The sequence below is a fragment of the Flavobacterium sp. M31R6 genome, assembly GCF_013284035.1.
In the GTDB taxonomy this organism is placed as follows: domain Bacteria; phylum Bacteroidota; class Bacteroidia; order Flavobacteriales; family Flavobacteriaceae; genus Flavobacterium.
In genome coordinates, this window is the sequence record NZ_CP054141.1 from 1392530 (window position 1) to 1407427 (window position 14898).

The following is a 14898-nucleotide window of genomic DNA, read 5'->3' on the forward strand; positions in this document are numbered from 1 at the left end:
TTTATTCTTTTTTGGTAAGTAGTTTTTGAGACTGAAGTCGCTTTTTTTGTTGACTCATGAAAAATGAAAGCAATATGTTTTTTAATCTATCCAAAATGGAGGTTTTATATTTGATGAAAAAGTGGTGCAATCTGAACATGGTGTATTTACCCAGAAAGTACGCTCACTTTGTAGAAAATATCTTACTGAATCTATTGCTAAATCTTCTTGAACACCAGGTTTGGTGTCATGAGTACAGGGACACTGGCCAGCATAAATTTCACAGTTGGCATAGCAAAATTCTACACAGTCTGTATAGTATGGTGGTGCAGGCTCGTTTGGGAATAAATCATTATAATTAAAATAGATTCTTTCGGTTGATACTGAAGCTACATCAAAATATCCTATTACCTTACTATTCGGATTACTCACGGCTTTTATATTACCTAACAAAATCCCAGGTTGATTAGGGGATAAAAGACTTCCTGAATCTGATATTTTTTTTAAAGTTTTGTAATAATTAAAGGCGGCTAAGCTTTCGACATATTGCTTTACTAAAATACTGTATCGGGTTGTGATGATATAGTTTTGGTCGCTAATAAATCGAACTAGAAAATTAACACGGTCTTCATTTAGAATATTGGTGTTTTCCAAAAGCATTTCTGTGCTCTTTTTACTGCTATAACATATCCTAATATCGGTTCGATTTGGAACGAACGATATTGATCCGTTATTGTTTAAAACAGCTTTAGTATCCACCCATTTTGGAGCAACAATTTTATACGTTTCTTCATATTCGTACCTGTAATATTTTGACTGGTTATTTGGGTCAAAACTATTTACCCTAATGGCAACACCCCTTAAACTGTCTTTTGGTTCAACTGTAGCCGTCACGCTCTGCATCGGATTAATGTTCGTGAGCTTTTCAATCGATGATTCAAAAGTTCTGCCGTCAAGCGTATTTATGTTTAAACGATATTCTCTTCCAGGAACAGCTTGAAACTCTAACGTTGAAATGTATTTTCCATCTTCTTCTTCAAAGTCATATTGATTTCCGGCATTGTCAGTAATAAATACGTTAGCGCCCGATTCTGCTTTTGTTTCTTTGTCTTCGAATCGTGACGATTTTGTTAACGTTATTTCTTGTTTTTTGAGTTCATTTGTTATTGTGGCCTCTACGATCAGTGCTTCTTCATAAGTATTGGTTTCTAGTATATATGGTTCGGTACAACTATTAAAGATAAGACATAATAGTAATAAAGAGAAAAGAATATATATGGTTTTAAATTTTATCATTTCAATTAAAATTTGAAATTATAGGTAATACTTGGTACCGGTATAGAAAAAATCGAAGTTTTGAAAGCTTTAACTTGTCCATTGCCATCGGTTACAAAATAAATGGAGTAAGGATTTGCCCTACCCAAAACATTATAAACAGAAATGTTCCAAAAACTATGTGCCAATTTTTTTATTTTATGATTTCCTTCAATGTTTATCCCAACGTCTAGACGATAGTAATCTGGAATACGAAAAGCATTTCTGTCACTATATAACGTGTAATTGGAGTTGTTGTATTGATAAGTACCAATAGGGTATGTGATTGGTCTTCCAGTTTGATAAACAAAGTTAGATGAGAAACTATATCTTTTGGTGAATTTATAATTTAAAATCATACTTAAATCATGAGGCTTGTCATAATTAGTTGGGAAATAATCACCATTGTTTACTTTCTCTTCATTAAATTGACTGTCCAGCTTTATAAAAGTTCGAGAATAGGTATATCCTATCCAACCATTTAATCGTCCAAATTGTTTTTTTACCAAAAATTCAATTCCATATGCTTTTCCTTCACCTTGTAAAAGTTCGGTTTCAACATTTTCGTTTAATTGTAGTTGAGCACCGACTTTATAATCAAGAATGTTTTTAGATTTTTTATAATAGGTTTCTAAACTAACTTCGTATAAATTGTTGCTGAAATTCTTGAATATACCAATAGATGCTTGTTGCGCAGTTTGTGGTTTTATATTTAAGTTAGAAAGTACCCATGTGTCAGTTGGAGACTGAGTTACATTACTAGAAAGCAAATGGATGTATTGACTCGTTTTGTCATATCCTGCTTTAATTGATAAATCTTCAGCTAATAAATATCGAGCTGCCAAACGTGGTTCAAAAGTACCATAAGTAGTTACCACTTCGTTGTTTCCATAATGTTTGGTTTCTATGACAGTGGCATCATTAAGAGGGACATTTGGTTGATAGATTCTTTGATCTGACTCTCCTAATGAAGCGTAAAGAGAATATCTAAGACCTAAATCCAAAGATAGTTTGTCACTAATTTTAAAATTATCCGAGACATAAAAAGCCGATTCCAATCCTTTTTCTGAATCAATTGTTATAGGTTTTAATGTTGCGTCGGGCTTTGTAGGATTTAAAAAACCAGGATCTACTTTATAGAGTTTGCTCGATAGTCCATATTGGAATTTATGTTTGTTACTATACAAATAGTTGAATTTTAGCATAAGTTGTGTTTCATTCAGTTTGTAACCAGAAACAAAAGCATTTTTCAAAGTTGTATTATAGTCAATATCGTATTTGTATTCACTATTGGTTAGAATTACAGCTCCTTTGTTTTTTTCATCAAAAGAATGATCCCATTTTACAGAAGCAAGTCTGTTGCTGTAGGAATAGATAGAGTCAGAACTAAGGCTGAATTTATCATGGCTATAATAAAGAGTAGATTCTAAAGAGTTGTTTTTATTCAAAGCATTATTATATTTTAAAATACCATCATAAAAACTTGCTTGACTATTGGCCAAATCGTCGTTTTTTAAAGATTTTAAGACCCAATCTGAGTAGGTTGCACGTCCTCCAAAAAGGATGCTGGATTTGTTTTTTTCTAAAGGCACACTTACACTTAAATTGGATGTTATTGGGCCAATTGCTCCTTCACCAGTAATGGTTTCAGGATTTCCGTTTTTGGTAGTTATATCAAACACAGAGGATAATCTTCCTCCTAAATCGGCTGGAATGCTTCCTTTGTAAATAGTAGCTTTTTTTGCTGTGTATGGATTTATAGAAGAGAAAAAACCTAAAAAGTGTTGTGGATTGTATAATACAGCGTTATCAAGAAGGAATAAATTTTGATCATCTTTTCCACCACGTACATTAAATCCAGCAGATCCTTCCCCAGTGGTTTTAACACCAGGTAATGTGGTTGCTACTTTTAAGATGTCTCTTTCTCCAAGAATCAATGGCATATTTTTCATAGCTTCGATATCTATAGAGATCACACCCGAAACAACCGATTCTAGAGCTTTTGATCCTTTACCTTTTATGAATACTTCGTCTAACTGATTTGAATTTTCGGCTATATTGATGTTTAGTTCACCATTATTATATACCACCAAAGTCTTTACTGTTTTTTTGTGGCTTAGTGATCTTGTTTCTATGATGTTTGTACCCGTTGGAAGTTTTATGGAATAATTTCCCTCGTTATCACTAATTGTACTTATGTTTTTGTTTCTAACTTTAATAACAATATTGGATTCCGGTTTTCCTGTTGTTGTGTTAATTATTGTTCCGGTTATGGTACAAAATTTGGCATCTGTAATTGTCGTTTCTTTTCCAATGAAAACGACTCCATTATTGTTCTTGGTGTACGATTTATTTATAGAATCATACTGCTGATAAAAAATAGGTTTTCCAGTTAAATCATTAGAATCTTTATTAATGTTTTCAGACTTAATCGCTCCAAAATAATTGGCAGCCAATTTTTCATGAATAACATTATTTTGAGTCAAAATAATCTTGTTTTTTGTGACATAAAAGTTTAAAGAGGTGTTGTTAAAGAGGCTCTCTAAAAGAGTTGTGATTGTAACGTTCTTGTAACTTCCGGAGATTAAACTTTTATCAGAATTCATCCATTCCTTTTCAAAGTAAAAATGATAAGGAGTAGAAGCTTCAATAGTTTCTATAGCTTTTAATCTGTCTATGTTTTTAAACTCAAAAGAATAAGTATCTCCGGTTTTTTGTGCTAGTAAAGAAAAATGAATTAAGGCTGTGAAAAGGACGAGTAATATTTTCCTCATTTTTATTATTTTGAATTGTTTATTGAAGAATCATAAATAGAAATCATTAAACTATTTATAAATTGATTATAGTCAGTTGTGCTTAAGCTTCTGTTTTTTTGATAGAAAGCATTGATGTTTTTCTTGTTCTCTGGAAATATTTTTACAATACTAGCCTTGTTGTTTATTTCGTAGAATTTATTGTTGTATTCAATGAAATATTGATATTTCTGATGAAAGGAGTAATAGACTCCTTCTTCGTTGATTTCTTTAAGAATGTCTTTGTAATGCTTAATGTATAAATTGAAATTTTTGCTAATTTTTATTAACTCATAATAACCGGATATGAATTCAGGCAATGAGGTTTGACTCTTTGTTATTTTAACAAAATTTTTCCCGTATATCGAAAAAGAATCTGTTTTGTCTTGAATTAGACTAATTCCGATATGTTCAGGTTGTTCAGGTGGATTTAAAATCAATTGGTCTTTAAAAATGTCGTATTTTAATTTTACATTAAAATAGGGCTGACCATCATAAACTAGATTCCCAATAGTGTATTTGTTGTTTTTGAAGAACATATTGTTGTCTCCAATCGTTTTGTAAGGGTTTAAGGCGAGGGGGCCATTATTTAACCCTAGGTTTTCTTTTCCAACAATGGAATCAAATTTAGTATATAATAAAATTTCAGAATTGGTTTGGGATTGTGCTTTGAACGTAGCAGCGGTAACTATAGTCAATAATACTATAAGTTTAATCTTTGATTTTCTAAATTGCATTTTTTTCTAAATGGTTTTTTTGTAGTTGGTTTTTTGCTAATAGATGATTTTAAACTTATTTTTAGAAAAATCATACATTTTTTTATAAAAGTAATATTTAATCTTACAAAAACAAGTCTAATTGTTATATTTTTATTTTTTTAACTTATTCTGAAATAAAAGGCAAAAAATATTTTTTTTTAAAAAATAGGTTTGAATTATATGCGGATTCTATTAATATTTTGATTTTGGTTTGGATTATAAGTGTGTTTTTCACGGCTAATATAGGTAGGAATTATTTTTGATATTAGAAAATCAAATAGTTTTCATTTTATTTATGCCGAAAAACCCCGTTTCATCATGATGAAACGGGGTTTTTTCTATAAAATAAACCTTTAGTAAACTAAGATCTGATTACTCTTTTTTCTCCTCACGTGGAGGTCTTGCGATAAGTGCTTTTCTAGACACTTTTTCTTTTCTGGTTTTTGGATCAACACCAAGGTATTTTACCATAAAAACATCTCCCATATTAACTACGTCAGCAACATTTTCTGTGCGTTCCCAAGCAAGTTCCGAAACGTGAAGCAATACTTCATTTCCAGGAGCAGCAGTATATTCTACAACCGCACCAAAGTCAAGCATTTTGATTACTTTAACTTCATATGCTTCTCCCATTTGTGGTTTGAAAGTGATCGATTGGATTTTTGCCAATACCGCTTCTATTCCAGCAGGATCTGTACCTAAGATTTCGATAACACCTTCTTCGTTTACCTCGTTGATTACGATAGTAGTTCCAGTAGCTTTTTGTAATTCTTGAATTACTTTTCCACCAGGTCCAATTAAAGCACCAATAAAATTACCTGGAATTGTTCTTGTGATAATTTTTGGAGCATATGCTTTAACATCCGGTTTTGGAGCAGCCAAAGTTTCGGTTATTTTTCCAAGGATGTGTAAACGACCTTCACGAGCTTGAGCCAAAGCCTCCTCCATGATGTGGTATTCCAATCCTTCGATTTTGATGTCCATTTGGCAAGCAGTGATACCGTCAGCAGTTCCAGTTACTTTAAAGTCCATATCTCCTAAGTGATCTTCATCACCTAAAATATCAGATAATACAGCAAAACGAGCTCCGTCAGTAATCAATCCCATTGCAATTCCAGAAACAGGTTTAATCATTTGGATACCTGCATCCATTAATGCCAATGTTCCAGCACATACAGTAGCCATAGAAGACGAACCATTCGATTCTAATACTTCAGATACAATACGGATAGTGTAAGGACAATCAGCAGGAATCATATTTTTCAAAGCACGTTGTGCTAAGTTTCCGTGACCTACTTCTCTTCTTGAAGTTCCTCTTAAAGGTTTTGCTTCACCAGTTGAGAAAGGAGGGAAGTTGTAGTGTAGGTAGAATTTCTCTTCGCCTTGTTCTGATGGAGAGTCAATTTGGTTTGCTTCTCTAGAAGTTCCTAAAGTTGCAGTTGCCAATGCTTGAGTTTCTCCTCTTGTAAAGATTGAAGATCCGTGAACAGATGGTAAATAATCAACTTCAGCCCAAATTGGTCTGATTTCGTTTGTTTTTCTTCCGTCTAAACGAGTTCCTAAATCTAGGGTTACGTTACGAACTGCTTCTTTATTAGTTTTATAAAAGTATTTAGAAACTAAATCTCCGTCTGCTGCCAATTCTTCTTCAGTAAATAAAGCTTTTACTTCTTCTTTTACTTCGGCAAATGAAGCTGTTCTTTCTTGTTTAGATGAACCTACTTTTGCAATAGCGTAAATTTTATCATAAGCCGCAGCTTTTACTTTAGCGTAAATAGCTTCGTCTTCTTTTTCGTTTTCGTAAGTACGCGTTTCTTTTTTACCAAAAGCTTCAACAAGTCTTTCTTGAGCTGCAATTTGGATTTTGATAGCATCATGAGCAAACTTAATCGCTTCTACCATTTCTTTTTCTGAAATCTCTTTCATCTCACCTTCTACCATTGCGATAGAATCTTTTGAAGCTCCAATCATCATGTCGATGTCAGATAATTCTAATTGAGCACGACTTGGGTTGATAATGAATTTTCCGTCTACACGTGCAACACGTACTTCAGAAATTAAAGTGGAAAAAGGGATGTCAGACAATGCAAGTGCTGCAGATGAAGCTAAGCCTGCTAGTGCATCTGGCATAACGTTTTCGTCATGAGACATTAATTGAACCATTACTTGTGTTTCAGCATGGTAATCATCTGGGAAAAGTGGACGCAATACACGGTCTACTAATCTCATTGTTAATACTTCGCTGTCGCTTGGTCTTGCTTCTCTTTTGAAAAAACCACCTGGGAAACGACCTGCTGCTGCAAATTTTTCACGGTAATCTACCGTTAGGGGTAAAAAGTCAATACCAGGGCTGGCTTTGCGGGCAGATACTACAGTTGCAAGCAACATGGCATTTCCCATTTGAACTACTACAGAACCGTCAGCTTGTTTAGCTAATTTTCCGGTCTCGATTGAGATGCTTCTGCCATCTCCTAAATCGATAATTTCTTTTGAAACTTTTGGAATCATACTTTATTTTTTGTGATTAAACAATGGGTTCTAGTTGTGTTGTTAGTTGTAGTTGTTGCGTAGTTAATGCCTAAAACCCAATGAAAAACCAAACTTTTTTTAATCTAAATATTAATCTTTTCAAATTAATATCGAATTTAAGAATTTAAAATTTAACTTCTAAACTCTAAAATAAAAAAGAGGCACTCTCGCACCTCTTTTATATATTGATTATTTTCTAATACCCAATACTTTGATAATCTCACGATATCTGTTGATCTCTGTTTTCTTCAAGTAATCCAACAAAGCTCTTCTTTTACCTACTAATAGTACCAATGAACGCTCTGTGTTGAAATCGTGACGATTTTTTTTCAAGTGCTCAGTAAGGTGGCTAATTCTGTAAGTGAATAACGCGATTTGACCTTCTGCAGATCCTGTGTTTTCTGCTTTTCCTCCGTGTTTAGCGAAGATTTCTTCTTTAATCTCTTTAGTTAAATACATTCGAATATTATTTAATGATTTTTATGTATGTCTTACAGCTATTATAAGACGGGTGCAAAAGTAATGCAAAATATTGAAATATTCAAAAATTAAATGATTAAATGCTTTTGGAGTCTTATAATAGGACCCTTTGAATTTTTTAATCTTTAATTTTTTAATACAACTTTGCAATCTCCTCATTAACAAATTCCAAGAAGCGTTCATCTTCTTCTGTAAAAGGATCTATTACATGACTGTCAATGTCAATTTGGCCAATGTTTTCTCCATTTACAAAAAGTGGAACCACAATTTCAGATTTTACAGTAAAGCTGCAGGCAATATAGTTGTCTTGGGCGCTTACATCTGGAACAACAAAATTATTGTTGGAAATTGCCACTTGACCACAGATTCCTTTTCCAAAAGGGATAACTGTATGGTCAGTTTCTGCACCTACGTAAGGACCTAGATGAAGTGTTTTGGCTTCGTGATTGGCAAAATAAAATCCTACCCAGTTGTAGTAGGAAATGGAATCGCTCAACAGTTGACAAACTGCTAAAAGTTTTTCATCTCTTGAGAGAGTTGTATTTAATGTAATTTCACTTACTTTGGGCTTTAATTCTTGAAAAGTCATGTTCTGTTATTTTTCACAAAAGTATTTAAAGCCAATTTTAAAAATTGTATAAATTTGTTAAAAATTTAATTTTGAAAAAATATTTCGTCCAGTACAAACCTTTTTTGCTTTTTCTTGTTAGCTTTTTTGGTACTTATGTATTGCTTACGTTCCTTTATCAATTCTTTTTGAATGGTTTTAAAAATGAAAAAGCAGATGCAATAACACGAATGGTGGCAAGAAACACACAAGAAGTTATTTCTTGGATGAATCAATCGAGTTATATTGTGGAAAGTGATAATAGTCCTGTTTTTACTGTGTTTTTTCAAAATCAAGGTGTTGCCAAGATTGTAGAAGGTTGTAACGGAATCAGTGTTGTTATTTTATTTATTTCTTTTATTGTAGCATTTTCAGGAAGCTTAAAAAACACCTTGCTTTTTATTTTTAGTGGAAGTCTTATAATTTATATTCTGAATGTGCTTCGAATTGCAGTTTTGACCGTTTTGCTTTATTATTTCCCTAACCAATCCCATTTACTGCATGGTGTTCTTTTTCCATTGATGATTTATGGTTTTGTCTTTGTTTTATGGGTAATTTGGGTGAATAAATTTTCGAAATATGCTAAATAAATTGCTTCAAAATAAAACTAGAATTTTTGTCGTAATGGTGCTCATGATACTATTGGTGTCTGTTAGGGCGTTTGAAAAACAATTATTTTACGATCCTTTTCTGGTTTATTTTGAGGGAGACTATATGAAATCAGCTTTGCCTGAGTTTGATAATTTGAAGTTGTTTTTTGGATTATCTTTTCGTTTTTTTTTGAATACTATACTTTCCTTAGGAATTCTTTATTTTCTTTTTAGAGATAAAGAGATGATTTCATTTGCATCGATTTTGTATCTTTCTCTGTTTATAATTTTAATTGCCTCTTTCTTTTGTATGCTGCTTTTTTTTGAAAATCAGGAAAATCTACTGTTGTTTTATGTGCGCCGTTTTTTGATTCAGCCTTTGTTTTTAATTCTTTTTATACCAGCGTTTTATTATCAAAAACTTAATAAATAACGACTGTTATTTTGTATCTTTAATCTGAATTTGGTAAACTTAATTGTTGAATTTAGAAAAGATGAAAATTGTAAAGCATTCAGGGGCTATTGTTGATTTTAATCGCTCAAAATTAAAACAATCTCTGCTTAAATCAGGAGCAGCTCCCGCCATGGTTGATGATGTTTTGCAACTTATTGAAAAAGAAGTTTACGAAGGTATTTCTACCAAACATATTTATAAGATGGCTTTTGGATTTCTTAAAAAAATCTCCAACTCGAATGCCGCACGATATAATCTGAGAGATGCAATCCGATTGTTGGGACCTGCAGGTTTTTTTTTCGAAAAATTTATTGCCCGACTTTTTTCTTCAGAACATTATCAAACCAAAGTTAATTTGATTTTGTGGGGCAAATGCGTTTCACATGAAGTTGATGTTTTGCTTAAAAATAATGATATCATTACTATGGTCGAGTGCAAATTTCATGTAGGCAGAGATGCCACTACAGACGTAAAAGTACCGATGTATATATTGTCCCGATTCAATGATTTGAAAGAGAGAAAGCATGAAATATTTTCTCAAAATGATACTATTTCCAAATGTTGGATTGTTACCAATAATCGTTTTACTACTGATGCAATTGATTTTGCAAAATGTTCGGACCTTAACTTGCTGTGTTGGGATTACCCTAAAAGCAATAATTTGAAAACTAAAATAGATAATCATCAGCTGTATCCCATAACTTGTCTAACGACATTGACTCTTTCTGAGAAAGAAAAATTATTGATTTTAGATATTATTTTGGTTCGTGAGATTATCAATAATAGAGAGGATTTGGAAAAAATAGGATTGAGTCCCAATCGAATAAAAAATGTAATTAAAGAAGCATCAGAGTTGTGCAGGTTTATATAGTTTTTTTTAAGGAGGTTAAGATTGTAAGAGACTAAGGCGCTTAGAATTTTATCTGGCAATTTAAAAGTGGCTAATTTTTAAACTTTAAAACTTAGCATCTCAGAATCTTTCGCTATTAATCTAAATTGAATTAAAATGAAAATTACATGTATTGGCGGGGTAGGAACGGTCACGGGATCCAAAACTTTGGTAGAAAGTAACGGCATTCGAATTTTGATAGACTGCGGACAATTTCAAGGATTAAAGGCCTTGCGGGAACTCAATTGGGAACCTTTGCCAATTTTGCCTTCGACTATAGACTTTGTGTTGCTAACCCATGGTCATTTGGATCATTGTGGATGGTTGCCAAGATTAGTAAATCAAGGTTTTGAAGGTAAAATATATTGCACTAGTCCAACAATAGATGTTGCTAAGCTGATCCTTTTGGACAGTGCCAAAATTCAAGAAGAAGATGCCAGAATTGCAAATGAAGGAAAGTTTTCAAAACACGAAATAGCAGAACCGCTATACACAATAGCACAGGCCGAAAAGGTTTTTCCGCATTTCAGAGTGATCAATCCCAATGAAAGTATTGCATTAGATGCCGAGATTGAAGCTATTTTCACAAATGCTGGTCATATTCTTGGAGCATGCAGCATAGAGCTTAGACTCGAAAATAAAGTTGTTGTTTTCTCTGGGGATATTGGTCGTGATAATGACGTATTGATGTTTCCGCCCACAAAACCTAAAAAAGCCGATTATGTTTTCCTTGAAAGCACTTACGGTAATAGGTTGCATCCAGATATCGATCCTAAAGTAGAATTGGAAATGCATATCAATAATACGATTCGAAACGGTGGAACTGTCATAATTCCAAGTTTCGCAGTTGAGCGATCCCAAAGTATAATGTATTTACTTTGGCAATTGAAGGAAGAAAATAAGATTCCGAATATTCCTTATATTATTGATACTCCCATGGGGATAAGCATGCTGGAACTTTTTGTAAATAATAGAAAATGGCATCGTTTGCACCAAGATGAGTTTACCGCCATGTGCAAAATGTTTACCCTAATTTCAGATTACCAAGAAACGATAGATACCATTTATAATAAACAGCCCAAAATAGTTATTGCCGCCAGCGGTATGGTAACTGGAGGTAGGGTGTTGAGTTATTTGGAACGGTATATAGGTTTGCCAGAAACGACCATAATTATAGTTGGTTATCAAGGAGAAGGTACTCGCGGAAGAAAATTGCTGGAAGGCGCAACTGATATAAAAATACACGGAAGATACTATCAAGTAAAAGCCAAAGTGGTTGAGATAGAAAGTTTGTCGGCACATGGAGACCAAAAGGATTTAATCAATTGGCTTTCGGAATTGGAAGAAGCTCCGAAAAAAGTGTTTTTGGTACATGGTGAAAATGAACCAGCAGATGAATTAAGAATCAAAATTCAAGAAAAATATGGTTTTGGATGCATTGTTCCTATGATGGGGCAGGAGTTTGAATTGTAGTTTTGATTTCTTCAAAAGTTTAACAAGAATTTGATTTTTTGGAAGTAATAATAATGTTAATTTTGTAATATGCAATTCAAAAAACACATAAGTATATTTCTAGCGTTCTTATTATTGGTTTCCAATGTAGGTTTGGCTTTTAATGTGCATTATTGCGGAGGTGAGATTTCCTCAGTTTCCTTGAATTCAACTTTACCATCAATACAAACTGAAAGAAGCTGTTGCGAAAAAAAAGTAGTCGGTAAAAAAGACAGCTGTTGTAAAGACAAGAAAGTAGTCATTCAGAAAAAAGGAGATAGTGGTATCATTAAATCATTCTCTTTCCAAATGGATTATGCTTTTGTAATTCCGGAAACACATTCGTTTGTTTTTACTACTGTCGACAATTTTAAAAATAATTCTTCCCTTTCTTATTATTGCGATGCAAATGCGCCGCCACTTTTCAAGCTGTATAGCCAATACCTCCTTTACGATAAATTGTAATGTTTAATTACAGTCGAGCCCTTATTTAAGGTCTGACATATTTAATCATTATAATTTTAATCATGAAAACAAACTTAACAATAGTTTTAGTGCTTTTGTTTGCTGCTTTTAATTCTTATTCACAAGATACTTTACGAGAAATAAAAGTCCAGGCCAAACGCAAGAGCATTCAAAAAACATACACACTTACTGGTAATACAACATTAGTAACCAAAAAAGAATTACTCAAAGCCGCCTGTTGCAATCTTGCCGAAAGCTTTGAAACCAATCCCTCAATAGATGTTAATTTTTCAGATGCATTGACTGGAACCAAGCAAATCAAAATGTTAGGTTTAACAAGCCCTTATTTGATGATGACCCAGGAAAATATCCCTTCCGTTCGTGGTGCTTCTCAGGTTTATGGACTTTCCTTTACGCCTGGTCCTTGGATAGAAAGTATTCAAATTACAAAGGGAGCGGGAAGTGTGGTCAATGGTTTTGAAAGCATATCGGGTCAAATCAATACCGAATTGATAAAACCGATATCGGAAGTTCCAGTTTTATTGAACGCTTATGGATCGACCGATTCCCGTTTTGAACTAAATGCCAATTTTAATCAAAAATTATCAGACAAATGGGCGACCAGTTTATTGTTGCACGGCAATATTCGAGATTCCAAAATGGATAAAAATGAGGACGGATTTCTTGACAACCCTTTGCAAAAACAATTCAATTTACTCAATCGCTATCAATATTATAATGCGGAAACGGGTTGGATTAGTTTCATTAATCTGCAGTATATGAATGATACTAAATTAATGGGAGAAACCAGTTTTGATCCTGATAGAGACAAAGGAACAACCAACGCCTGGGGTTCTGAAATCGATACCAAAAAGGTAGATGTCTCCACAAAAATAGGCTATGTTTTTAAGGATATGCCATTTCAAAGTTTTGGTTTCCAAAATGCTTTTTCCAGCTATGACCAGAATTCTTATTTTGGATTGAATGGCTACAACATGCAGCAAAACAGTTTTTATTCAAACTTGATTTTTAATTCAATTATCAATAATGAAAAAAATAAGTTTGCTACTGGTTTGAATTTTACCTATGATAGCTATAATGAGTTTGTTAATACGACAGATTATAGTAGAATCGATAATACAGTGGGAGCTTTCTTTGAATATACTTATGATAATCAAGATAATTTTAGTTTGATTCTTGGAGGTAGGGCAGATTATGGGAATCGTTTGGGTGTTTTTGTTACACCAAGAATTCATATGAAATACAATCCTTGGGAGAAAGGAGTTTTGAGAGTTTCTGCCGGTAGAGGAAAACGTCCCGCCAATATTTTTGCCGAAAATCAAACCTTATTTGCCAGCTCCAGAACTTTTGATATCACAAATGTAGGAGGTAAAATTTATGGATTGGAACCTGAAATTGCTTGGAATTATGGTGTGAGCTTTATGCAAGGTTTCAAGTTGTTTAATCGAAATGGGGATGTTACAGCCGATTTTTACAGAACCAATTTTCAGAATCAGGTAGTGGTGGATATTATGCAAAGCCCGCAACAAGTAATTTTTCATAATTTGGATGGTGTTTCATATGCCAACAGCTTTCAATTGGAGTTCAATTATGAATTGGCTAAGCATTTGGAATTGCGTTCGGCTTACAAATACTATGATATTAAAACCGATTATTTGTCGGGTAAATATCAAAGACCATTGCAGGCAGGCCATCGTTTCTTTGGGAATTTAGGTTATGAAACTCATATTCAGGATAAAGGGAAACAATGGAAATTTGACTTCACTTACAATTGGATTGGAGAGCAACAATTACCTTACACGGCTTCAAATCCTGTAGCCTATCAGCTTTCTGAACATTCGCCAGCGTATTCTTTGATGAATGCTCAAATTACCAGAATATTTTCATCAACTTTTGAAGTGTATATAGGTGGCGAGAACATTGGGAATTACACTCAAAATCCAGCAATAGTGGATGCGCAAAATCCTTTTGGTCCTTATTTTGATGCAACTATTTTGTATGCACCAGTATTTGGACAGATGTATTATGCAGGTTTAAGGTTAAAAATAAAATAGAAAAATATCAAAAATCAATATCAAAAAAATAATTTTAAAATTTAATACTTATAAAAATGAAAGCAAATATTAAAGAATTTAGAAACAGCAGCATTAAGAACCTATTTTTAGTTTTACTAATGACTGTTTTTACAATTTCGGCTCAAGGCCAAGAAACGAAAAATAAAAACGCTAAATATACTACCGAAGTAAATGGCAACTGCGAGCAATGCCAGAAGAGAATCCAGAAGGCAGCTTATTCAGTTCCAGGAGTGAAATCGGCTTCATGGAGTATTGAGACACATCAATTGGCTTTAATTATTAATGAAGAAAAATGCTCTTTGATGGATGTGAAAAAGGCAATTGCCAAAGTTGGTCATGACACCGACTCGGTAAAATCAACGAAAGAAGATTACGATGATCTTCATACTTGTTGTCAATATGAAAGGTTGTAGTATGTGATTAAAGATTGTTTTGTAGCATAAACGGTTTTATG

The 14898-nt window shown here is 33.2% G+C and carries 13 protein-coding genes; 7 read left to right on the forward strand and 6 right to left on the reverse strand.

All coding sequences use genetic code 11. From position 1 onward, the window contains the following. Window positions 1–81 precede the first annotated feature (81 nt). From HQN62_RS05655 to HQN62_RS05680, 6 genes are all read right to left on the reverse strand, one after another. Complete coding sequence (locus HQN62_RS05655) at window positions 82–1275, reverse strand: DUF4249 domain-containing protein (protein WP_173503626.1); 1194 nt, start codon at window positions 1273–1275, stop codon at window positions 82–84. Window positions 1276–1280: 5 nt separating this feature from the next. Then, window positions 1281–4067, reverse strand: a complete 2787-nt coding sequence (locus HQN62_RS05660) for a TonB-dependent receptor (RefSeq protein WP_173503627.1) — start codon at window positions 4065–4067, stop codon at window positions 1281–1283. A 5-nt stretch (window positions 4068–4072) separates the two neighbouring features. Then, on the reverse strand, window positions 4073–4822 hold the full coding sequence (locus HQN62_RS05665; protein WP_116796045.1) for a hypothetical protein: 750 nt from the start codon (window positions 4820–4822) through the stop codon (window positions 4073–4075). Between the two features lie 393 nt (window positions 4823–5215). Continuing rightward, window positions 5216–7351, reverse strand: a complete 2136-nt coding sequence (locus tag HQN62_RS05670; protein WP_116796044.1) for a polyribonucleotide nucleotidyltransferase — start codon at window positions 7349–7351, stop codon at window positions 5216–5218. Between the two features lie 210 nt (window positions 7352–7561). Then, the gene (rpsO, locus tag HQN62_RS05675) at window positions 7562–7831 is read right to left on the reverse strand and encodes a 30S ribosomal protein S15 (RefSeq protein ID WP_077374687.1); all 270 of its coding nucleotides are present in this window, start codon (window positions 7829–7831) and stop codon (window positions 7562–7564) included. Between the two features lie 154 nt (window positions 7832–7985). Further along, window positions 7986–8441, reverse strand: coding sequence for a GAF domain-containing protein (locus HQN62_RS05680; RefSeq protein ID WP_116796043.1), 456 nt, complete (start codon window positions 8439–8441; stop codon window positions 7986–7988). Between the two features lie 71 nt (window positions 8442–8512). Here HQN62_RS05680 and xrtF point away from each other — a divergent pair, with 71 nt between their 5' ends. From xrtF to HQN62_RS05715, 7 genes are all read left to right on the forward strand, one after another. Beyond that, the gene (gene xrtF, locus HQN62_RS05685) at window positions 8513–9049 is read left to right on the forward strand and encodes an exosortase family protein XrtF (protein ID WP_173503628.1); all 537 of its coding nucleotides are present in this window, start codon (window positions 8513–8515) and stop codon (window positions 9047–9049) included. Then, the gene (locus HQN62_RS05690; protein WP_116796042.1) at window positions 9039–9482 is read left to right on the forward strand and encodes an exosortase F system-associated membrane protein; all 444 of its coding nucleotides are present in this window, start codon (window positions 9039–9041) and stop codon (window positions 9480–9482) included. The genes xrtF and HQN62_RS05690 overlap by 11 nt, the downstream gene beginning before the upstream one ends. A 61-nt stretch (window positions 9483–9543) precedes the next feature. After that, a complete protein-coding gene (locus HQN62_RS05695) occupies window positions 9544–10374 on the forward strand; it encodes an ATP cone domain-containing protein (RefSeq protein WP_173503629.1) in 831 nt (276 codons plus the stop codon). Between the two features lie 135 nt (window positions 10375–10509). Further along, window positions 10510–11865 (forward strand): MBL fold metallo-hydrolase RNA specificity domain-containing protein, encoded by a 1356-nt coding sequence (locus tag HQN62_RS05700; RefSeq protein WP_173503630.1) that lies wholly within the window; start codon window positions 10510–10512, stop codon window positions 11863–11865. A 69-nt stretch (window positions 11866–11934) separates the two neighbouring features. Continuing rightward, a complete protein-coding gene (locus HQN62_RS05705) occupies window positions 11935–12348 on the forward strand; it encodes an HYC_CC_PP family protein (RefSeq protein WP_173503631.1) in 414 nt (137 codons plus the stop codon). 62 nt (window positions 12349–12410) lie between these two features. Next, a complete protein-coding gene (locus tag HQN62_RS05710; RefSeq protein WP_173503632.1) occupies window positions 12411–14423 on the forward strand; it encodes a TonB-dependent receptor plug domain-containing protein in 2013 nt (670 codons plus the stop codon). 56 nt (window positions 14424–14479) lie between these two features. After that, window positions 14480–14857: a heavy-metal-associated domain-containing protein gene (locus HQN62_RS05715; RefSeq protein ID WP_254454489.1), complete on the forward strand. Its 378-nt coding sequence runs from the start codon at window positions 14480–14482 to the stop codon at window positions 14855–14857. The last annotated feature ends 41 nt before the right edge of the window (window positions 14858–14898 follow it).

Bases quoted from the DNA above. Each gene is read 5' to 3' on its own strand.
- HQN62_RS05655 (WP_173503626.1), bottom strand. From the start codon at position 1,275: ATGATAAAATTTAAAACCATATATATTCTTTTCTCTTTATTACTATTA.
- HQN62_RS05660 (WP_173503627.1), bottom strand. From the start codon at position 4,067: ATGAGGAAAATATTACTCGTCCTTTTCACAGCCTTAATTCATTTTTCT.
- HQN62_RS05665 (WP_116796045.1), bottom strand. From the start codon at position 4,822: ATGCAATTTAGAAAATCAAAGATTAAACTTATAGTATTATTGACTATA.
- HQN62_RS05670 (WP_116796044.1), bottom strand. From the start codon at position 7,351: ATGATTCCAAAAGTTTCAAAAGAAATTATCGATTTAGGAGATGGCAGA.
- rpsO (WP_077374687.1), bottom strand. From the start codon at position 7,831: ATGTATTTAACTAAAGAGATTAAAGAAGAAATCTTCGCTAAACACGGA.
- HQN62_RS05680 (WP_116796043.1), bottom strand. From the start codon at position 8,441: ATGACTTTTCAAGAATTAAAGCCCAAAGTAAGTGAAATTACATTAAAT.
- HQN62_RS05690 (WP_116796042.1), top strand. From the start codon at position 9,039: ATGCTAAATAAATTGCTTCAAAATAAAACTAGAATTTTTGTCGTAATG.
- HQN62_RS05695 (WP_173503629.1), top strand. From the start codon at position 9,544: ATGAAAATTGTAAAGCATTCAGGGGCTATTGTTGATTTTAATCGCTCA.
- HQN62_RS05700 (WP_173503630.1), top strand. From the start codon at position 10,510: ATGAAAATTACATGTATTGGCGGGGTAGGAACGGTCACGGGATCCAAA.
- HQN62_RS05705 (WP_173503631.1), top strand. From the start codon at position 11,935: ATGCAATTCAAAAAACACATAAGTATATTTCTAGCGTTCTTATTATTG.
- HQN62_RS05710 (WP_173503632.1), top strand. From the start codon at position 12,411: ATGAAAACAAACTTAACAATAGTTTTAGTGCTTTTGTTTGCTGCTTTT.
- HQN62_RS05715 (WP_254454489.1), top strand. From the start codon at position 14,480: ATGAAAGCAAATATTAAAGAATTTAGAAACAGCAGCATTAAGAACCTA.